Annotated in this window: 15 protein-coding genes; 2 read left to right on the top strand and 13 right to left on the bottom strand. The window is 61.8% G+C overall.

Annotation, left to right across the window (positions count from 1 at the left end; translation table 11 throughout):
• From CHY22_RS08525 to CHY22_RS08515, 3 genes are all read right to left on the bottom strand, one after another.
• On the bottom strand, nt 1-594 hold a 594-nt coding region (locus CHY22_RS08525), incomplete at its 3' end, for a transposase (RefSeq protein ID WP_143759225.1).
• A 277-nt stretch (nt 595-871) separates the two neighbouring features.
• Entirely contained in the window at nt 872-1,846 is a 975-nt protein-coding gene (locus CHY22_RS08520) for a nucleoside hydrolase (protein ID WP_089573482.1), read from the bottom strand.
• A gap of 4 nt (nt 1,847-1,850) precedes the next feature.
• On the bottom strand, nt 1,851-2,846 hold the full coding sequence (locus CHY22_RS08515) for a ribokinase (RefSeq protein ID WP_089573481.1): 996 nt from the start codon (nt 2,844-2,846) through the stop codon (nt 1,851-1,853).
• Nucleotides 2,847-3,033: 187 nt separating this feature from the next.
• On the opposite strand from CHY22_RS08515, the gene CHY22_RS08510 reads away from it, so the two are divergent.
• Nucleotides 3,034-5,250 (top strand): acyltransferase family protein, encoded by a 2,217-nt coding sequence (locus CHY22_RS08510; RefSeq protein ID WP_089573480.1) that lies wholly within the window; start codon nt 3,034-3,036, stop codon nt 5,248-5,250.
• A gap of 517 nt (nt 5,251-5,767) precedes the next feature.
• Here the strand turns inward: CHY22_RS08510 and CHY22_RS08505 are convergent.
• The 8 genes from CHY22_RS08505 to CHY22_RS08470 form a co-directional block, all read right to left on the bottom strand.
• A complete protein-coding gene (locus tag CHY22_RS08505; protein ID WP_089573486.1) occupies nt 5,768-6,964 on the bottom strand; it encodes an Nramp family divalent metal transporter in 1,197 nt (398 codons plus the stop codon).
• A 74-nt stretch (nt 6,965-7,038) separates the two neighbouring features.
• The gene (locus tag CHY22_RS08500) at nt 7,039-8,883 is read right to left on the bottom strand and encodes a CBS domain-containing protein (protein ID WP_089573479.1); all 1,845 of its coding nucleotides are present in this window, start codon (nt 8,881-8,883) and stop codon (nt 7,039-7,041) included.
• A 333-nt stretch (nt 8,884-9,216) separates the two neighbouring features.
• Entirely contained in the window at nt 9,217-10,623 is a 1,407-nt protein-coding gene (locus tag CHY22_RS08495) for a polysaccharide deacetylase family protein (protein ID WP_233502868.1), read from the bottom strand.
• 72 nt (nt 10,624-10,695) lie between these two features.
• Nucleotides 10,696-11,451, bottom strand: a complete 756-nt coding sequence (locus CHY22_RS08490; protein ID WP_089573478.1) for a hypothetical protein — start codon at nt 11,449-11,451, stop codon at nt 10,696-10,698.
• Complete coding sequence (locus CHY22_RS08485; RefSeq protein WP_089573484.1) at nt 11,451-11,840, bottom strand: YtxH domain-containing protein; 390 nt, start codon at nt 11,838-11,840, stop codon at nt 11,451-11,453. The genes CHY22_RS08490 and CHY22_RS08485 overlap by 1 nt, the downstream gene beginning before the upstream one ends.
• Nucleotides 11,841-11,976: 136 nt before the next feature.
• A complete protein-coding gene (locus CHY22_RS10215; RefSeq protein ID WP_221696333.1) occupies nt 11,977-12,810 on the bottom strand; it encodes a hypothetical protein in 834 nt (277 codons plus the stop codon).
• A gap of 24 nt (nt 12,811-12,834) precedes the next feature.
• On the bottom strand, nt 12,835-14,208 hold the full coding sequence (locus CHY22_RS08475) for a hemolysin family protein (protein WP_089573477.1): 1,374 nt from the start codon (nt 14,206-14,208) through the stop codon (nt 12,835-12,837).
• A 107-nt stretch (nt 14,209-14,315) separates the two neighbouring features.
• On the bottom strand, nt 14,316-14,999 hold the full coding sequence (locus CHY22_RS08470) for a hemolysin III family protein (protein ID WP_199408783.1): 684 nt from the start codon (nt 14,997-14,999) through the stop codon (nt 14,316-14,318).
• Between the two features lie 186 nt (nt 15,000-15,185).
• Here CHY22_RS08470 and CHY22_RS08465 point away from each other — a divergent pair, with 186 nt between their 5' ends.
• Nucleotides 15,186-16,151 carry an alpha/beta hydrolase gene (locus tag CHY22_RS08465; protein WP_089573476.1) on the top strand — a complete coding sequence of 322 codons (966 nt, stop codon included), beginning with the start codon at nt 15,186-15,188 and terminating at the stop codon, nt 16,149-16,151.
• Nucleotides 16,152-16,401: 250 nt separating this feature from the next.
• Here CHY22_RS08465 and CHY22_RS08460 read toward each other — a convergent pair whose 3' ends face one another.
• Together CHY22_RS08460 and CHY22_RS08455 are read right to left on the bottom strand one after the other, a co-directional pair.
• Nucleotides 16,402-17,607 (bottom strand): DUF362 domain-containing protein, encoded by a 1,206-nt coding sequence (locus CHY22_RS08460; RefSeq protein ID WP_089573475.1) that lies wholly within the window; start codon nt 17,605-17,607, stop codon nt 16,402-16,404.
• 212 nt (nt 17,608-17,819) lie between these two features.
• Nucleotides 17,820-20,486, bottom strand: coding sequence for an ABC transporter permease (locus CHY22_RS08455; protein ID WP_089573474.1), 2,667 nt, complete (start codon nt 20,484-20,486; stop codon nt 17,820-17,822).
• Nucleotides 20,487-20,488 lie beyond the last annotated feature (2 nt).

The raw sequence follows: 20,488 nt of genomic DNA, 5'->3' as shown, positions 1-20,488 counted from the left end.
CGAGAACCTGCGCCAGCCGGCGGCGGAGCACCCGGCGGCCCCGCCGAACTCGGCCAGCATCGACACCTGCCAGCGGCTCGACGGGTCGACCGCGCGCTCGAGCGCGGGGTCGGCCTCGAGCAGGGTCGCGCGCAGCCTGTTCTTCGCGCGGGTCCTGGCGGACGACGCGAACTCGCGCTGCGACGACAGGATCCGCAGCGAGGCGGTCCCCTCGGGCTCCTCGGGCGCCGGCCTGAGGGCGCGGGGCGCGCCGAGCGCGGTGCGCGCGATCACCTCGGCGTCGATGGCGTCGGTCTTCGCGATGCCGGGGAACATCCCGCGGGCCTGCTTCTCGGCGTACCCGGGCAGGTAGGCGCAGGGGTTCCCGTGCGCATGGGCGCGCGCGAGGACCAGCGCGCCGATGTTTCGCTTCTGGTCGACGACGACCAGCGCGCCGGAGCCGGCCCGCTCGAGCAGCCGGTCGATGTCGTCGGGCCTGTTGGCCAGCTCGGCCCTGAAGGCGACGCCCCCTCCCGCGTCGAGCGCGCACGCGCTGTGCGAGCTCTTCCCGACGTCGATTCCCAGGCAGGCCACGGGCGTCTCTGCTGCTGGCATGGTGTATCCTCTCCCTTGAGCCGGCCGTTAGCCGCGGAAGCGACACCCACATTACCCGGCCGTGGCCCGGTCCGGGCCCGGCACATCTCTATCAGTCGTTCCCCGCGGCCCCTCCCGCTCCGGCGGCAACACGTCCCGGGCCCTCTACGGGGCAGGGGCTGACGGCCGTCCGGGGCGGTCGGCCAGCGACCACCGGTACGGCTCAATCGTATAACCGTGCAACGGAAAAGAGCCGCCCTTTCGGACGACTCAAACTGTAATGGGGCGTGAAAATCATTTAGCCCAGGACACGAGCCATACGGGCCTTGAACTCGGACAGGAAGCGCGGGGCGTCGACGGTCAGCGCCACGAGCGCGCTCTTATCTGGATCGGACAGACGGTGCTCGTCGCAGATGGTGCGGCCGCGATACTCGCCCAGCAGGTCGACACGCAGGTTACAGCCGAGCGCACCCACGAGCGTGGGATCAATCGCCACGGCAACCGCCAGCGGATCGTGCAGCGCGCAGCCGCCCAGGTAGGGCGCGTTCATTTCGTACGAACCGATATAGTGCTCGACCATGCTCGCAAAGGCGCAGCCCGCCATGGTGCCCGAGCCCGTCCAGCCGGCAATGTCGCGGCGCGTGAGCACCACGCGATGCGTCACGTCCAGGCCCACCATGGTGAGCTTGCGGCCCGAGCGCAGCACGGCATCGGCGGCCTCGGGATCGCTTGCCATGTTGGCCTCGGCACCCGCGCTCACGTTACCGGGCACGGTCAGGGCGCCGCCCATCACTACCACGCGGCCGATGGACATCATCGCCGCCGCATCGCGCTCCAGGGCAAGCGCCAGGTTGGAGAGCGGGCCGGTCGCTACATAGACCAGATCGGGCCCATAGGTGCGCGCGGCATCGATCAGATAATCGACTGCGGCGTTGCCATCGGCCGAGCTCGCCCCCACCGGCTCGTAGGGAGACGCAGGCACGCTCGCGCCGCCGATGCCGTTCTTGCTGTGGATGAGCGTGGTGGACGCCGGCGGCGTATAGGGCTCGCTCGCCTGTAGGGGACGGTCGGCACCCAGGTACACCGGCACCTCGGGACGGCCCAACAGGTCGAGCACCGCCAGGCAGTTATGCGCCGACTGGTCAACGCGCACGTTGCCAAAGCACGTGGTAATGCCCACGAGCTCCACCTCGGGGCTCGCGATGGCATAGGCAAGCGCCATCGCATCGTCCACGCCCATATCCAGATCAAGGATCAGCTTCTTAATTGCCATTGCTCTACTCCGCTTCTCCGTCTTGTACGTAATCGTCTAAACCAAACGCGCGCTCAACTTCGGCACTCGTGGGAATCGACTGCTGTGCACCCAAACGTGACACCGTCAGTGCCGAGGCACGGGCGCCCGCGGCCATGCACTCAAAGAGCGGCAAGCCCTCTAGGCGAGCCGCCGCCAACGCGCCGATAAACGTATCGCCCGCGGCCGTCGTATCGACCACCGCGCTCGAAAGCGCCGGCATGCGCAGCGGCTCACCGCCATCGCCGAGCGTAACCGAGCCGGCGCCTCCCAGCGTGATGACCGCGGCGGCGGCGCCTTTGTCGAGCAGCGCATTGAGCGCGGCGACGCAACTCGCATCATCCGTGGGCAGAACGCCCGTCAGCACCTGGCACTCGGTCTCGTTGGGGCAAACCAGGTCGACCGCAGGCCACGCTCCTGCCGGCAGGTCGCAGGCGGGCGCTGGGTTAAAGATCGTATAGAACCCCAGCTCGTGAGCGCAAGCAAGCGCCTCGGCCGTCGCCGCCAGGTCACATTCGCCCTGGGCGATAAAGACGCTTCCGGCAGCCGGGGCAATCTCGCTGGCGTCGCCGTCGAGCCCATCGGCCACCAGGTGCCTCAGCGCGCAGGCCACATCCTCACCCGTAAGCGCGTGGTTGGCGCCCGGCGACAGCACGATGCGGTTGTCTCCCTCGCAGCGAATGATGGTCGCGGTACCGGTCTCCACGTCATCGCGACGCGCCACAAACTCAACGCCCACGCCGGCATCCTGGAGCCCTGCCACAAGCGCATCGCCAAAGGTATCGCGCCCAACAGCGCCAATCATGCACGTGCGCGCACCCATGCGCGCAGCAGCGACGGCCTGGTTAGCGCCCTTGCCACCAGCGTTGGTGATAAAACCGCTGCCACCGACTGTCTCGCCCGCACGCGGCATGCGCTCGCACGCCACCGAAAGGTCCATGTTCATGCTGCCGAACACCGCAACGATGCTGTGATCCGCCATGGAAACCTCCTCGTCTTCAGGCTTTGCGCCCACCGTCGACCAACGATTGTGCACTCTCGCACCCCCTATAACTTTAGTCCACTTTGATGTGGACGCGCGCTTGAGCTTGCGCCAGCAGCAAGCATTCACAGGGGCAGGCAGCTACAATGAATACGTGCTGATTATTCTCGTCATTGGATGATGTTTTATGGAACAATTCTCGCAATCGGGCTCGCGCGGTCGACGCCGCACGGGCACCGAGCCGGCGCCGCACGAACGCGTGAAGGGCGAGCGCCGTGCCAACGAGCCGCGACACACCGCGAGCCACCATCGCGCTTCTGCCAACAACGCGAGCCGCGCCAACACTCCCGCCGCGGAGCAGACGCCTGCTCGCCCCAAGTCCCGCTACATCCCTGCCCTTGACGGCCTGCGCACGCTTGCCGTCGTCGCGGTGGTGCTCTATCACCTCAACCTCACGTGGGCTCAGGGCGGCCTGCTTGGCGTCACGATCTTCTTTGTGCTTTCGGGCTATCTGATCACGCGCTTGCTGCTCAACGAAGTCGCTAAGACCGGCCGCATCGACCTTAAGAGCTTCTGGATTCGCCGCATCCGTCGCCTGGTCCCCGCCGTGGTAACGGTAGTCTTCGTGACCTGCGCGCTGTGCACCATCTTTAACCACGTGATGCTCACCAAGATGCGCCCCGACATCCTGCCGTCGCTGCTGTTCTTTAACAACTGGTGGCAGATTATGCAGGACGTCTCGTACTTCAATGCTCTGGGCGACCCCTCGCCGCTTACGCACTTTTGGTCGCTTGCCATCGAGGAACAGTTCTACCTGGTTTGGCCCCCGCTGCTGCTCGCTATGGTATCCATGCACATGAGCAAGCCCAACACACGCCGCGTGGTTCTGGGCCTGGCTGCCGTCTCCGCCATCGCCATGATGGTGCTCTATAGCCCCGCCGCCGACCCCAGCCGCGTGTACTACGGCACCGACACCCGCGTGTTCTCGCTGCTGCTGGGCGCCTGGATGGCCTTTATCCCCGATTGCGACCTGGCACCGGTGCGTCTCGCTCATCGTTTGGGGCTCAATCGCCTGGCTGGCGCCGCCAAGCACGGCAAGAACGCCGAGGGCAAGCATGACGCTACGACCGACGACGCAGCCGAGAACGTCCCGGCACAGCCGAGCGCCCTCGTGCGCTTTTGGTCTTCGCCCGCATCCATCGATGTGTTGGGCGTCGTGGGTCTGGTTGGCCTTGCCGCCATGGTCGCGCTCACCAACGGCTACACCGCGTTCCAATATCGCGGCGGTACGCTGTTATGCTCCATCCTCACGCTCATGGTCATCGCGGCCTGCGTGCAGCCCCAGGGAATGGTTGCCCACGCGCTGTCCGCCGAGCCGCTCGTGTGGGTTGGCAAACGCTCGTACAGCATCTACTTGTGGCACTATCCGCTGCTGTTGCTCATGAACCCGGTCGCCAACATCAACGATACGCCGTGGTGGCAGTACATTTTGCAGGTGTTGTTGGTGGTCGCCGTAGCCGAATGCTCATATCGCTTTATCGAGACGCCGTTTAGAAAGGGTGCCTTTGGGCGCACCGTATCCGAGTTCCGCGACGGCACCACCACGCCCGCCAACTGGGTACGCGCGCACGTCCCTGTCTGCGCAGCCTGCGCTGTCGTGTTGGTCGTTGCACTGGGCGGCCTGGTCTTTGTGCCCGAGACGTCTGCACTGAGCGGTGAGGGCGCCGAAGTCCTCAACAAGGAAGCCAAGAACACCGCGCCAACGGACCAACAGGCAGCCGACGACACCGACAAGGACAACGACGGCTTCCCCGATGGCTCCTACGACCTGCTGATGATCGGTGACTCCGTGTCGCTGCGCGCCGTCGATTCCTTTGACGGCGTGTTCCCCCACAGTCACATCGATGCCGAAAAGGGCCGCCAGTTTGATGCGGGCCGCGCGACATTTGAGGGCTATCTCCAACAGAACCTTGCCGGCAAGATCGTGGTCTTTGCGCTGGGAACCAATGGCTTGGTAACCGACGACCAGATCGACGCCATCATGGCCGATGCAGGAGATAAGCGTATTGTGGTGTTTGTGAACACGCGCAGCCCGCAGCCGTGGGTTGGCTCTACCAACCAGGCCATCGCCAACGCCGCCACGCGCTACAAGAACGTGCGCGTTATCGACTGGTACGGATACAGTGCCAATCGCAACGACCTGTTCGATGGCGATGGCACGCACCTGTCGACCACTGGCGTGACTGAGTACCTCAACTTGATCCACGATGCAGTCAAGAAGGACCTGCCCGTGCATCCCGAGGATCACGTCAACGATCCGCAGCCGGCGGCCGTCAAGTCTGCCACCGACGCGCTCGTCAATGCGCTCGCTCTCAAGCCGCACAAGCTGGGCACCGACAAGTAACCTGCAGTGCAAACTTCCCACATCCGGAGGGGGTGTCTGCCACGGCAGACACCCCCTCCGGCAGTTAGGGACACTCCTGGCGCAGCCAATGAAGACCTCTACGGATGAATTCCAGGCCGCTCCGTCGCTCCAGACATCGTTTCCGCGCCTCGTGCCTGCCCCAAACAATCAAAACAAGCCCTTTTCGCCGCACCCTCAAAGGTCTGTGGGCAAAAAAGGGCAAATATGAGTACTGTTACCATTTTAGTAGCAGGCAAAACCACCCAAAATGACGTCCGAGCGACCCCTACAACCCCCTAAAGCAGCCAACCTGACTGGTTTAAGGCGTATTGGAGCCAATTTTAATGAACATACTAAAGGCTATGTTCATTATCTTTTAGGATGTAAATGCTATTCACTTAGCAACAGTACTCATATTTGGCATTTTTTGTCCATTGCTATATAACTAACACCCTATAGCAGACAAAAAACAGGCCGCAGCCCATCGCTGCGGCCTGTTCGGAAGCAAAAGTGGGCGTTAAGCGCTGTAGCCCATCGCTTGCAGGACAAACATGACGACCGTGAGCACCGTAATCACGGCGATAGTCGCCCAAGTGAGCATGTTCCACACGCGACCGTTGCGGTTGGCACCCATAATGTGACGGTCGGCGGCGATAACCACCTGGAACACCAGAACCACGGGCAGTAGCACGCCATTGATGACCTGCGAGGTCATCATAATCTGGAACAGATCGACACCGGGCATAAGCACCAGCACGGCAGAGATACCGATGATGGCCGTAATGATGCCGCGATAGACCGGGGCCTCGTCCCAGCTGCGGTCGGCACCGCGCTCCCAGCCAAATGCCTCACAGATAGCGCTCGACGTAACGCCCGGCAGCACGCAGGCAGCCAAGAAGCTCGCCGCGACCAAGCCCGAGGCAAACAGCACCGTAGACCACTGGCCCGCGATGGGCTCCAGCGCGCGGGCAGCATCGGCAGCATCGCTAATCTGAATACCCGCCGGGAACAACACCGTGCCGGTCGTGATGATAATAAAGCCGGCAATGATATCGGCAGCGATCGAGCCGCTCACGGTATCGATGCGCTGCAGCACGATGTCGTCCTCGCCCGCGTTCTTATCGACCACGTTGTTCTGCGCCAAGAAAATCATCCACGGCGCGATGGTGGTACCGATCGTTGCGACCACGAGCGACACGTAGCTGGGGTCATTTTGAATGTTAGGCACGACCAGGTCGACCGCGACCTCACCCCAGTTGGGACCGGCCATAAACGCGGCGACGATATAGGTCACGAACACGCAGCTCACCAGCAGCAGAATCTTCTCGATGCGCTGGAAACTGCCCGACATGGTAAGCATCCATACCAGCAGCGCCACCAACGGCACCGAGATGCTCGCCGGCACGCCAAAGAGAGCAAGACCGCTGGCGATACCCGCAAACTCCGAAATGGTCACAGCCGTGTTGGCGATCAACAGCGCCGCCATAGCAAGTACACTCTTGCGCACGCCAAAACGCTCGCGAATGAGCGATGCCAAGCCCTTACCCGTGACGCAGCCGCAGCGCGCCGCGGTCTCCTGCGTCACGATGAGCAGCACAGTCATGACGGGAAGCATCCAGAGCATCTTGTAGCCATAGCTGGCGCCCGCACTGGAATACGTTGCAATGCCGCCGGCGTCATTGCCCGAAAGCGCCGCCAGCAGACCGGGACCCATAGCGCCAAAGATGGCCGCGATGGTCAGCTTTTGCTTGGTGCCCGACTTTTGCTTGGTATTTTGCACGCGACCACCTAACCCATGACTGACATGGCGAGCAGCACCGCGGCGATGCAATACGCCACACACGAGATCATGACGGCAATGACGTTCATGGCGGTGCCCGACGTGTTGAGGTCATGCTCGTCACGCCAGAACAGCACCATCAGGTAAATCACGGCACTCATGTTGCCAACCAGGCAAATGATGGCAGCGATATTAAAACACCCGGTAAAGAGTTGCTCCTCAAACATGGGCGCATCGGGGAACGCAGCGGTGCGCACCAGCTGGGCGCACAGGTAGGTCACGAGCGACAGAATCAGGCCCATGCCCGTGCTCTGGAAGAAGAACCCCAGATACGGCTTGGGCTCGTCGTCGTGACCGTCATACTCCAGGAAGTAGTTCTTGACGAACGACACCATGCGCGAGGCCGCCAGCAGCACGAGCGGCATGGCGCACATGGGGAACACCACCAGATGCGCGGAGCCGAGCGCCGTTCCCAGCACGGTCGCCATGATGCACGATGCGATGCCCCATACAACAACCCAGTACTGGCGATGCACGAACCAGCTGAGCACGTTCGTCGAGTCGTCGGACGCGCTGTCACCCGAGCCGACACCGGCGATCTGCAGGTCCTCCTGATGCTCCTCGGCGATAACGTCCATGGCGTCGTCGAAGGTCACGATGCCCAGGATGTGGCGGTTCTCGTCGCAGACGGGGATAGCGACCAGGTCGTACTTGGTCATCTCGTCCGTCACGTCTTCCTGGTCCTCGTCGGGCGACACATAGACCAGGTCGCGATAGGCCAGCTGACCCAGCGTAGCCTCGCGATCGGCTACGATCAGCGTGCGCAGCGAAAGCACGCCAGTCAGCATGCCGCTCGGATCCTCGGTATAGACGTAGTAGACGCTCTCGAAGTCCTCGTCGAGCTCGCGAATCGCCTCGATGGCATCACCGACCGTTGCCGTTGCGGGCAGGGAGACAAACTCCGAGGTCATGATGCGGCCGGCGGTGTTGTCCTCATACCCCAGCAGATTACGAATCGCCTTCTCCTCCTTGACGCCCATCAGGCGCAGGAGCTTCTCGGCCTTCTCATAATCGAGCTCGTCGATCAGGTCGGCAGCGTCGTCCGGGTCCATCATGGCCAGCATCGACGATGCGTCGGTGTCGGACAGGCCCTCGAGCATCTCGGTCATAAGCTCGTCGTCATCGAACTCCGAGATGGCCTCGGCGGCCTGGGCAGTATCGAGCTGCGCAAACACCTGCGCACGCAGGCGCGGGTCGAGCTGCTCGATAATGTCGGCGATGTCGGCAGGGTGCAGCTCGCCGAGCGTCTTGTGCGACACCGAGAGCTGAATGTTCTTGGTCGAGCGGTCGAGCAGGTCCATGTAGGACCAAGCGATGATGTCCTCACTGAGTGGCTTGCCCAGGTGCTTCATAAAGCCTTCGACGATATGCTCGAGCGCGGGGCTGATGGCGCGTAGCAGACCGCGAGCACCGACCTCGGCACCCAGCAGGCGCAGCTGGTTTTCGCCCGACATGGAAAACTTGATGTCGTTGACGCGCACGACCTTCATGCCCTGCGTGTCGACAATCTGTTTGTTGAGCACGTCGCGAGCCAGCAACAGCTCGGTCGGCTGCAAGTACGAAAAACGGATTTCGGTGGCCGGCGACTTAAGATGAACGCCCGTCTCGTCGATACGGTCGACCCATTTGCGCCAGCTGATCATAAACGGCGTCTTGCCGGGACCACGGAACGCGAGCGACGTCACGTGCGGAAAAACTTCGCCGGTTGCAATGCCAAAATCGTTCACAACGCCGAGCTTTTCGCCATCGACGTCCAAGACCGGCAATTTGAGCATCTCACTCAGATAATTCAATGGTGCTCCCCATCATTATTCCTGCGGACCGCGTGGCCATGCCGGCACGCAATCCGTGGACTTTTAGACATGTATACGCATGCGCGGGCGGCACGCCGCTCGACGCTTACACCCCGTGCATGCGCAAAAAGCACCTGCATGGGGTCATCGACTGTATGGTCGAGGTTTGGATTTCACCTGTAACCTTTCTCTTGACCCTCATTAACCGCAGTAACTATAGCATCAGCATCGCCCTGCGGCATCGAATTTATGCGCTGCACATTGCAGGCATACCAAACGCTGACGTATCCGTGACATAGCCATTGGGGACGTTCTTAAACGACTACCCAATGACTACTCTGTGGTGTCATCGTCCTCGGCAAGTTGGGGGAACACGGCGCCCTTGGGCATGGTGACCTTCGTCAGCGAGGTGAGCTTTTTGCTCAGCGACGTGTCCGTCTTGACCAGGTCGCCGAGCGTCACGATCTTGTAGCCATCGGCGACAAGACCGTCGATAATCTGCGGCAGCGCCTCGAGCGTCTGCTCGGCGCATTCGTCTCTATCGGTGAGCAGCACAATATTGCCCGGCGTCACCGAGTCGAGCACGGTCGATACTTGCTCGTCAGCGCCGTTGAGCAGCCAGTCGCCCGAATCGATATTCCACGAAACCACGGCGGACACCAGGTCCATCGAATCGATCCAGTTTTGCTCGTCAAACGCGGCGTAAGGGGCACGCAGCAACATCGTCTCGACGCCGGTCGCCGACTTAATCGCCTCGGTGCCCTTCGTGATCTGCTTGCGCACCGTCTCGCGATCCTCGCCCTTGAGCGAATCATCGCTGTAGCTGTTGGAGCCGATCTCGCACCCGGCATCGACAATCGCTTTGGCAGTAGCGGGCGAGGCTTCCGCGGCATCGCCCGAAAGGAAGAACGTCGCCGTGACGCCCTTTTCCTTGAGCACCTGCAAGATCTGCTTGGTCGCGCCGCTCGGACCCTCGTCAAATGTCAGGGCCACGTACTTTTCGTTGCCCTTGGGCGCTACGCTTGCGCACTCGACTACGCAGTCGGTGGCGGGCACGACCTCGCCGCGGTCCTGCGTCTTGCCCGACTGCTCGCCGACCCATACCTCGGAGCGGCCCTGAACACCCCAGGCTTTGACATACTCAATGGCACCCGTGCCCTCGACCTTAAGCTTTGGCTCGATAGTCGTGGCCTGGACCTCGTGCTTTTCGTACGCGTTGCGGCCGTCCTTGACCGTCACCTTCTCGCCGCCCTCAAGTTCGCGACTATCCCATTTGCCTTGCTTCACGCGCTTGCCGTCGACCTTCACCGACAGCTTTTCGCCGCCATGGCGCTTAAGCACGCTGTCGTCGACGGCCAGCAGATCACCGGCGTCGTACGTTTCGGTCAGGCTTTGATCGTCGATAAGATTCTGCAACGTAGAGCCCACGCGCACCGCGGTCTTTTGCCCGTTGAGTTCCACGTCCACGCTGCGGTTGACGTAGCCCACGACGGCAGCGATAAACAGCACGAGCGCGCAACCCACGGCGATAAGCGCATAGGGCAGACGGGACGGTCGGCGCGGCGAGCGCCCGTTGCCGATGCGCGCGCTGCGTTCGCTAAACCCACGGCTATGGTTGAGGTACATCGCGCCGGGCTTACGGCGACGTCGACGCTGACCGCTGGGCAGCTGCCCCAGGTCGCGGCGCGCCGTCGGACGCGCACCCGAGCGCCCGTTTAAGTTAGATCCGTTTTGGCGCATGTGCCCTCCCCCATAAACACAGCGAGCCGGAGCAACATGTCTCCGGCTCGCCTCCCATCATTTGGTACGTCTCTATTTGCTAGCTTTTGACGAGCCCCCGCTCGCCTTTTGATATTCGTCCTTAAAGGCCTTGAACATACCGCGCGTCCTGCCGAGCTGCTTGCCCAGTGCACGACTGCCCTTGTCCACGGCGACCGATCCCTTGTCATCGAGCACCTTGGCGCCCTTCTTGACCTTATCGCCTACCACGACACTGGCCTCGGCAGCCTTGGCGGCCGCGCCGCCCGAATACCCGAGCGCCTTGACCTCGTCCGAGACAATCATCGCACCGTTCTCGTAGCCGCGCAGCATCGTCGGCGGCACCTGCGTGTCGCCCACCAGCACGCTCGAAGCGGCACCGGCGGTCACGTAGAACATCTGCACAATACCCGAGCGCGGCTTGAACTCAACGTCCGAGCAGTAGCCCACGACATCGCCCGATTCCGTGCGCACGTCCATGCCGACCCAGATGATGCAATCGTCCAGGTTGATATCGAGGCGCTTGGCCGCGGCGGCATCGTAGGTGCCCTTGACGTCGTCGACCGCGACAGCACCCTCATAGACGCCGATGGCATCGAGCGCCACAAAGCGGTCGGGACGCTCGATCATACCCGCGATATCGGACTGGCGGACCATAAAGCCCACCACGCGCGTGCCGCCCGGGGTAAAGACGGGAAAGTGAATCTTGCCGAGCTTTTTAGGGCTGCGCGGCGTGCCGTCCTTTTTGGTGCGCTTGTCTTCGGCAGGTTTGCGATAAACCTTGACGCCGACAAAATCCCCTGCGCGCATTATGCCTCGGTCGAGGGCTCCGTGGCCTCGGCGTCGGCCTCAGCGACGTTCTCGACCACGACGTCAGCAGCGGGCGTCACGTTGCCGCCCGAGATGGCGTCGTTGAGCTGCTCGCGAAGCTGGTCCATGCGCTCGCGGGCCAGGTCGACCTTGGCGCGCAGGTCATCGGTCTTGGCGTCGACCATCGGACCAAAGTCGTTGACCGCGGCACGAGCCTCCTCGGCACTGTGCTCGTAGGTGTCACGCATGTTGTCCCAGGCATCGTTGGCGATATCGGCGGCCATGGCGCGGGTCTCGGCACCCGAGCGCGGGGCCAGAGCAACGCCGATGATAGCGCCGGCGGCAGCACCAAAGAGCGCACCGGAGACAAAGCTGAAAGTCTTTCCCATGATCATTCCTCTCCTGCGGGCACCTCGATGCCCACCGTTTGAATGCTGTCCATTATACCCGCAGCGCAACACTTGCCGTCGCGCTCATCTGCGTACGGTAAAGGCGCAGGTACATGATGGTGATAAGCGAGTGAGCCTACTCCTGAGGCGCAACCGGCATGGCCACCGTGGCGGCCGGGTCTTCGCCGGCGCCATCGACGAGCGGCAGGCTGCCCTCGTGCGCCGAGCCGGACGGAGCCGTTGCCGCACCGCCAAAGACGGCCGCGGGGGCCTCGTGGTTCTCGACGACCGCGCCCTCGGTATCGATTGGCATCTGCGGCTCGTCGTCAAAGCTCGGAACGCCTTGGGGCTCCGCAGACTCGGGCCCAGCAGGCGCCTCGGCAACGGGCTCAGCGCCGGCGTCGGCAGGAGCGTCGTCCTCGGGCGCATCCTCGGCCACGTCCTCGCCGTTCGCAGCGGCAACGGCCTCGTGCGGGTCCTTGCCCTCGGCCTCGGCGCGCATGCCCAGCACCAGGTTGCGCAGGCCAGCGACCGTGCCTTCCACGTCGGGGGCCGGCTGGTCAGCGTGCAGGTACGCCCAGTCCATCATAAAGGTCGCCGATGACAGCGCGCCAATGGCCAACGCGTCGTCGGGACACGAAAGCTCAACCTCAAAGACACGTTCATCATGCTCGCTCACGCGGGTGCGACCGCACGAGATGCTGCCGGCAAGACCGGTCTCGTTCATGAGCTCGACCGTCACGTGCTCCAGCAGGTGGCAAAGCTCGGTCTGGCCCATGCAGTCCTGGAACTCGCGACCCGAATCGCCCAGGCACAGATGCTTGGCAATCGCGGGCACCAGGTAGTACACGCGCGCCGTGGCCTCGATATCCTCCGAGGTCATGAGCGGCATGCCGGGGTTCACCAGCACGTGCGCGCAAATCTTGTCCTCGCTGACGGTGACCTTAAGGATGTTGAACAGGCCTGCCATAACTCTCCCCTACTCGTCCTTGCCCTACTCGTCGCCATCGTGCGGATCCACAGAGCCCGCACCCGACGCCGCCGGCTTCTCTGCCGGGGACTCGGAATCCTTCTTATCGGTTTCGGCCGGAGCGATCACGCGAATGAGCGAGATACGCTGGCCACGCATCGACTGTACCTTGAACTTGTACCCCGCGACCTCAAACACCTCTCCGATGTCGGGCACCGAGTCGCAAAGCTCCAAGATCCAGCCGGCGATGGTCTCATAATCATCGCTTTCCTCGAGCGGCCAACCAAGCTCAATCGCGTCATCGCACGAAAAACGCCCATCGACGAGCCACTCACGGCGCGAGAGGCGCGTGAGGTACTTGTTGTCGGGGTCGAACTCGTCCTCAATCTCGCCCACGATCTCCTCGACGATGTCCTCGATGGTGATGATGCCGGCCGTGCCGCCGTACTCGTCCACGACGACCACAATCTGGTCGTGCGAGGTCTGCATCTCGGACAGCAGCGGCAGGATGTCCTTGGTGTCGGGCACAAAGGTGGCATCGCGCAAAAAGCCAGCGATGGGCTGGTCGCCCTTGCCGTCGAGCGCGGGCTGGATCAGGTCCTTGATGTGCGCGATGCCCGCGACGTTGTCGGGATCCTCGTGATAGACAGGGATGCGGCTGAAGCCGGTCTGGCGCATGGTGGACAGCACGTCGGCGACCGTCTCGTCGTCCTCGCACATGGTGGTGTCCACGCGCGGCACCATGACCTCGCGGGCAACGGTGTCGCCCAGGTCGAAGATCTCGTGGATCATGCGCTTTTCCTCGTCGAGCAGGTCGTCCTGCTCCGAGACCATGTACTTGATTTCTTCCTCCGAGACGTTCTGGCGGTCATCGGCACTCTTGATACGCAGGATGCGGGCCAGGCCGTCGGAGCAGGCACCGGTCAGCCACACGAGCGGGCGGGCGATCTTTTGGAACACGGAGAGCGGTCCCACGACCTGCTTGGATACGCCCTCGGCGTTAGCAAGGCCGATGCGCTTGGGCACAAGCTCGCCAATCACGATGGACACAAAGGCGACGGCGACGGTGATGATGACCGGCGCCAGGCCGCGCGCGATGGCGGAAAGCGGCGCGATGCCAAAGCTCATGAGCCACGTGGCGAGCGGGTCGGACAGGCTCGTCGAGGCGACGGCGGACGAGGCGAAGCCCACGAGCGTGATGGCGACCTGGATGGTGGCGAGCAGTTGGTCGGAATCGGCGGCAAGCTGAACGGCGCGCTCGGCGCGCTTATCGCCCTCCTCGGCATCGTGTTCCAACACGGCGCGCTTAGCCGTGGTGAGAGCCATCTCGGACATAGAGAAGTAGCCGTTGATAAGCGTCAGAACGAGCGTGGTAATAAGGGAGATGGTTATGTCCATCGGGAGTTTCTCGAACCTCCAAGATTCGGGACGTTGGCAGGAGACGTACGTAGCGGATAAGGCAGTTGCGCCGGTCGCCCGTGCGAGCGGGGCCGTGGGCGCGGTCGCTAGATTACGAAGAGGATCACCGCCATGAACTGGAAGATGCTGCCGGCGAGCACCCACAAGTGGAAAACACTGTGCAGATAGCGCACGTTTTTGGCGATATAGAACGGCACGCCCACGGTATAGCACACGCCGCCGACGGCGAGCAGGGCAAGCGCCACGGGGTTGAGCAGCGACACGAGCTCGGGCAGCTTAAAGACGACGAGCCAGCCCATCAGCAGGTAGACCAGGCCGCTTACCCAGTGCGGCTGACGCTCGCGCAAAAAGCACTCGAGTGCGATGCCGATGATGGCGATGGCCCACACGGCAAAGAACAGCGCAGGGCCGCCGTCGTTTGCGAGCGTGATGAGGCAAAACGGGGTATAGCTGCCGGCTATGAGCAGGTAAATGCAGCTGTGGTCGATGATGCGAAACACGCGCTTGGCGCGAGCGGGCTGAATCGCGTGATAGAGCGTGGAGGCCAAGTATTCGAGGATGATACTGACACCATAGACAATCGCCGCGGCCATGTGGGCCGGGCCTCCGCCGCGCAGGGCAGCGAATACGATCAGGAGCACCAGGCCCGCGATACCCAGCAGGCAGCCGACACCATGGGTGACGGAGTTCATGATCTCCTCGCCCACCGTGTAGTGTGGAACGGCCGCGGTCTTGGGTCGCGGCTTGGAACTGTCGCTCGAATCGGACATGCCGGTTACATCCTCCAACGTAAAGAGTTCTCAACACTATATCAAAGCGTCTGGGTACGTGCGAAATTTGCACCATACGTGACCCTTTGTTTACCCATTCTTTGCCTGTTGACGCATCAACGGCGAACATCCATAATGCGCTTGGTTTAAATGTTGATGTATTAACATCTTATAGGAGAATACCGCATGGCTCAAAACGCACATTCCCATCGAAAGCTCAAGATAGCCGGCATCGTTGCACTGGTGGCTGTCGTTGCGCTGCTCGGATTTGCCGGCAACTTTCTGTTTGACTTCGCGCTGAATCCCCGCGCTCCATACACCATGAAGATGATGCAGGACGGCAAGGACGGCAAGGAAAGTGAGCAGCCGGATGCCGAGGGAACCGAGGCACGGGCATGGTTTAAAGAGAACCGCGAGAGCAGTAGCCTCACCGCAGATGACGGAACCGAACTTGCCGCTTGGTATTTTGCCGCCCCAGAGAGCACGCACAATTACGCTATCTGCCTACACGGATACACCGATGAGCCCATCGGTATGGCCCGATACGCCAAACGATTCCATGACCGCGGCATGAACGTGCTCGCGCCTGCCGCCCGTGCCCACGAGCGCTCCGGCGGCGACTATATCGGCATGGGCTGGCCCGAGCGGCTCGATGTCGTTGCATGGATTGGGCGGATCGTTCAGGCTGACCCCGAGGCGCGCATCCTGGTCTTTGGCGAGTCGATGGGCGCAGCAACCGCCATGGACGTCGCGGGGGAATCTCTGCCCGCAAACGTGAAATGCATTATCGAGGACTGTGGCTATACGAGTGTTTGGGACGAGTTTTCTCTGCAGCTCAAGGACGTGTTCGGCCTGCCCAGCTTTCCCTTGCTCGATGTAGCAAACTTGGTGTGCAACGTGCGCGCGGGCTACGACTTTCATAAGGCGAGCAGTGTGGAACAACTCAAACACGCGACGGTTCCCATGTTGTTCATCCACGGCGACCAGGACACCTTTGTGCCGTACGACATGCTCGACCAAAACTACGACGCGTGCGCCAGCAAGGTCAAGCAAAAGCTCACCATTCATGGCGCCACCCACGCCAAGAGTGCGCAAGTTGACCCCGAGCTCTACTGGAACACGGTCGACGACTTCCTCGGAAAGAATTTTTAGGCAAAAAGCAACGTCCGGGGCTTTATCTGACCCCTATTTTCGAAAGTATGCGGCAAAATCTGGAACTGCCGACCAAACCGCAGTTTTATCAACAATTTATCAGGGGTTTTGTTGCCAAAAAAAGTCGTGTGCTCGGCGGTCTCGAAATTTGCCGCATACTTCCGGAAAACCGCCCGCGAGCGCTGTGCTCGCGGGCGGTTTTTGCTTGAATTGCGCCACGAATGCGCTTGTTTTGTCCAATAGCTAGGTGCTACTTGACCTCGATGAGCTCGTACTTGCTCGTGCCCAGGCCGATCTTCTCGGCATGCGCGATGCACGCGCGCCAGTCGGTGTCGGGATGCGTGATGCAGAAGGGGTCGCGCGCCTGCTCGCCCTCCAAATGCTCGTGGTTATGCTCCATCTTGGCCGCGCTGTCGGTAAGCTCGGTGTTAGGCAGCGGCTCGGATGCCATGACGGCATCGGCGCAGGCCTGGTCGATGGCGACCGGGTCGAAGCTCGCGAACATGCCGATATCGTTGACGATAGGCGTGTCGTTTTCGGGATGGCAATCGCAGTTGGGGCTGATGTCCATGGCGAGCGAGATGTGGAAGCTCGGGCGGCCGTCGACGATGGCCTTGGTGTACTCAGCGATCTTGTAGTTGAGTACGTCGGCCGCGGCATCATAGTCGGGCTTGATGCAGTCCTGGTTGCACGCCGCAATGCAGCGTCCGCAGCCCACGCAGCGATCGTGGTCGATGGCAGCCACGTGAACCGTGCGAGTGCTGCCGTTGGCAAGCTCGCGCTCACGCGTACCGTCAAACGTGATGGCGCTGTGCGCGCATATCTTCTCGCAGGCACGGCAGCCAACGCAGTTGGTGGTATCGACGCTCGGCTTGCCAGCGGCGTGCTGCTCCATCTTGCCGGCACGGCTACCGCCGCCCATACCCAGGTTCTTCATGGCACCGCCAAAGCCGGCCTGCTCATGGCCCTTAAAGTGGGTGAGGCTAATCACGATGTCGGCGTCCATGAGTGCCTGGCCGATCTTTGCCTCGCGCACGTACTCGCCGCCCTCGACCGGAACGAGCGCCTCGTCGGTGCCCTTGAGGCCGTCGGCGATGATGATCTGGCAACCCGTAGCATACGGGGTAAAGCCGTTCTGATAAGCGGTGTCAATGTGCTCGAGCGCGTTTTTGCGGCTGCCGACATAGAGCGTGTTGCAGTCGGTGAGAAAGGGTTTGCCGCCCAGCTCCTTCACGACGTCTGCAACGGCGCGGGCGTAGTTGGGGCGCAAAAAGCTCAGATTGCCCAGCTCGCCAAAGTGAATCTTAATGGCGACGAACTTGTTCTCAAAGTCGATCTGCTCAATGCCGGCGCGGCGGATGAGGCGCTTGAGTTTGTCGAGCTGGCTCTCGCGAGCATGCGTGCGCAGGTTGGTGAAGTACACCTTGGCGGGTGCAGCGGGTGCAGTTGCGGTCATAGATATATCCCCTCGGTCTATATGGCGTTACAGACATAGAGGATGGTACCCGTTAAAGTAGGGTCGAAGTCAAGCACAGCCACTCATTGGGGACAGACTTAAATGACTGAAACCACTCATTGGGGACGGACTTAAATGAGTGCTTACCGCCCGGCCGGCGAATCGGCAAAGACTGTCCCCAACGACTAGTCGTTTAAGAGCGTCCCCAATTGCTACTCCTGCACCTTGAGGGCTTCGGCCAAGCTCACGCGCTTGATAGAGCGCGTGTGTAGCAGCGCCACGACCAGGTAGGTCGCAAAGCCAATGCCGACGCATGCAGCCATGGACCAAGCGGGCACGTAGATCTCGATATTGCCGTTGTAGGCGAGCAGCATCGAGCGGAAGATGGCCGTGAGCGAGCCAATAATGACCGGCAGGCTCAGCACGAGCGACGCCGCCACGCACAGCGTGATCGAGCGGATGTACAGATGCGAGATCTCGCTATCTCGATAGCCAAAGACTTTCATATAGCTAATCGAACGGGCGCTGTGGTCGATCACCGCCTTGGTCAGCAGGTACATAAACAGCAGGAAGATAAACACCGCGAGCCCGACCATCATGCCGATCATTTTGCTCATCATGCCGATGAACTGGTCGCCCACGGCGCGCATGTCGTCGGGCGTGGTGTCGCCGGCAAAGTAGCGCGCGTCGAGGTCGAGCTTCTCGTCGCTCACATAGCCGTTAAAGTAGGCGGCATCGTTGTCGAACAGCTCGTTAAAGTCATCGATACTCATATAGATATTCATGTCCGACTTGGAGCCCCAGGCACAGTCCTTGCCCGCGTACTTAAGAGAATAATCCCGAGCCTCGTACTTGTCGCGAAGCTCGACCTTCTGGCCCTCGCTCCAGCCAAACTTATCGAGCAGACCGCCGCCAAAGACGACGCGCCCGTCGCCGACGTTGAGGTCTTTCCAATAGCGCGAATGAGATGAAATGCCGTAGACGGAAATCGTCTCCTCGCCATTACCATCGCCGCGGTCGTATTGCAGCTGGTAAACGGCATATTTCTCGGCCTGCTCGATTGCGCCCGCGCCGTTGTCGGTCGTATTGACCGGGTGGATATCGTCGTTGTCAGTGTCGATCTTAGAGGCCTTGTCGATCAGATCGATGGCCTCATCGCGGTTGCAGCCGAGGGCGTCGGCAAGATCGTCAAGGCGCGCGTAGAGCGCATCCTTCTTGTCCTGGACCTTGGCAAGCGCATCCTGCGCTGCGGTCAGGCTCTCGGCAGACGGAGATGCGGTCGCGGCATCGGCTGCCGTCTGCGCCGCATCGGCCGCGCCGTCAAGCTCGTCATCGGCATCCTGGGCGGCAGAAAGCAGCGCGCCGTCAACCGACTGCAAGCGCTCGAGTGCCGACCACTGCTCGCGCTCCTCGGCAGTGCCCTCGAGCTCCAGCGGCGCCTTGAGTGTGTACTGATGCTCGGCGACCAGGCTCGTCTCGAGGTTGTCCGCATAGTGCGTCATCGTGGGCAGGATCGCCAGACCAAAGAGCAAAAGCAGCGACCCAAACGCGATGCCCACGAAGAGCGTGGCGAAGTTGCCCAGGTTGCGCAGGAAGACGCGCAGGCGGAAGCGCGAGACAAAGCCCATGCGCTCCGGCAGCTGCAGGCCGCGCTTGGTGCCCGATTTGCCGCTCGCCTCGTGACGAAGGAACTGCAACGGCGTCTTGCCCATTTTGCGAAGCAGGCCCACCAGCGTGATGAGGATGAGCGCGGCGGCGGGAACCACGGCGCACTTCACAAAGATCTCCCAGCTCCAGTACACCTGGAAGGGCGGCAGGCTGTACGAACCGTAATAGAGACTGCGCATGGGCTCGGTAAAGAACACAATGCCGAGCGCAGTGCCCAAAAGCGCCGCGACCACGCCCACGATGGCGGGAAGTGCCAGGTAGTGCAGCACGATCTCGCGTCGACGATAGCCGCTGGCGAGCAGCGTGCCGATGATGGCGCTCTCCTCCTCGATGGCGGCGTCGGTAAGGACCACAAAGACAAACGCCATGATCACGATGATAATGTCGAGCAGCGTCATCCACATCATGGAGTCGCCGTCCACGTCGTCGCGCGCATAGCCAATGCCCTGGTTGGAATCGGCATCGATCAGATCGTCCACGCGCGCATCGGCATCGGTCAGCGCCTCGACCATATCCTGCTCCGCATCGATGCGATCCGCGGTGGGGAGGTCGCGATCGGTAAAGGCAAAGGAGTAGGTGTAGGCAGGTGCACCACCGGCATCCTCGAGCGCGGCAAAGCCGGCGTCGGTGACCTCGGCCACACCATAGGTGATGGTGTTCACCGTAAAGTCCGAATTGTTGAGGAACAGCGCCTGGCTATCGGGCTGGGTCATGATGCCGCAGATGGTGTAGGTGCGGCCCTCAAGCTCGACCTTATCGCCCACGGCGAGGTCGTTGTTGGTGGCGAAGACACGGTCGATTGCCACCTCATCGTCCGTCTTGGGCTGCCTGCCTTCGCAGTAGGACGCAATGTCAACCTTGGTGCGATGCGCGTAGGTGCGCAGGGTGCGCTTGGTGCCGTCGTCGCCAGCCGCCTTTTTGATGATGGCGTCGATAGAGAAGTTCTTGTAGAACGTAACGCCGCCGACGTCCTCAGCCGCGTCTTCGGCAGCCTTGAGCTGATCTTTGGTGGCCTCGAAGGAGGTAGTCACGCGGCCGTCCTCGATCGTGTACGCATCGCGCATGTCGTCAATGAGGCAGCCGATGGAATGCGCCGCGAGCAAAAAGCCCGACGTGAGGGCGATGCTTCCGCACATAAGCAAAAAGATGCCCAGGTACTTGCCGATATTGCGGCGCAGCTCGCGCGGGAGTCGTTTTGCGAAAGGTGTCATGG

It is taken from the genome of Collinsella sp. TF06-26, from assembly GCF_002232035.1.
GTDB lineage: Bacteria > Actinomycetota > Coriobacteriia > Coriobacteriales > Coriobacteriaceae > Collinsella.
Note: the sequence above shows the minus strand (reverse complement) of the source record. Positions and strands in the feature narration are given on the sequence as shown.

Bases quoted from the DNA above. Each gene is read 5' to 3' on its own strand.
- CHY22_RS08495 (WP_233502868.1), bottom strand. From the start codon at position 10,623: ATGCGCCAAAACGGATCTAACTTAAACGGGCGCTCGGGTGCGCGTCCG.
- CHY22_RS08505 (WP_089573486.1), bottom strand. From the start codon at position 6,964: ATGGGTCCCGGTCTGCTGGCGGCGCTTTCGGGCAATGACGCCGGCGGC.
- CHY22_RS08510 (WP_089573480.1), top strand. From the start codon at position 3,034: ATGGAACAATTCTCGCAATCGGGCTCGCGCGGTCGACGCCGCACGGGC.
- CHY22_RS08515 (WP_089573481.1), bottom strand. From the start codon at position 2,846: ATGGCGGATCACAGCATCGTTGCGGTGTTCGGCAGCATGAACATGGAC.
- CHY22_RS08470 (WP_199408783.1), bottom strand. From the start codon at position 14,999: ATGTCCGATTCGAGCGACAGTTCCAAGCCGCGACCCAAGACCGCGGCC.
- CHY22_RS08520 (WP_089573482.1), bottom strand. From the start codon at position 1,846: ATGGCAATTAAGAAGCTGATCCTTGATCTGGATATGGGCGTGGACGAT.
- CHY22_RS08460 (WP_089573475.1), bottom strand. From the start codon at position 17,607: ATGACCGCAACTGCACCCGCTGCACCCGCCAAGGTGTACTTCACCAAC.
- CHY22_RS08485 (WP_089573484.1), bottom strand. From the start codon at position 11,840: ATGGGAAAGACTTTCAGCTTTGTCTCCGGTGCGCTCTTTGGTGCTGCC.
- CHY22_RS10215 (WP_221696333.1), bottom strand. From the start codon at position 12,810: ATGGCAGGCCTGTTCAACATCCTTAAGGTCACCGTCAGCGAGGACAAG.
- CHY22_RS08455 (WP_089573474.1), bottom strand. From the start codon at position 20,486: ATGACACCTTTCGCAAAACGACTCCCGCGCGAGCTGCGCCGCAATATC.
- CHY22_RS08475 (WP_089573477.1), bottom strand. From the start codon at position 14,208: ATGGACATAACCATCTCCCTTATTACCACGCTCGTTCTGACGCTTATC.
- CHY22_RS08465 (WP_089573476.1), top strand. From the start codon at position 15,186: ATGGCTCAAAACGCACATTCCCATCGAAAGCTCAAGATAGCCGGCATC.
- CHY22_RS08490 (WP_089573478.1), bottom strand. From the start codon at position 11,451: ATGCGCGCAGGGGATTTTGTCGGCGTCAAGGTTTATCGCAAACCTGCC.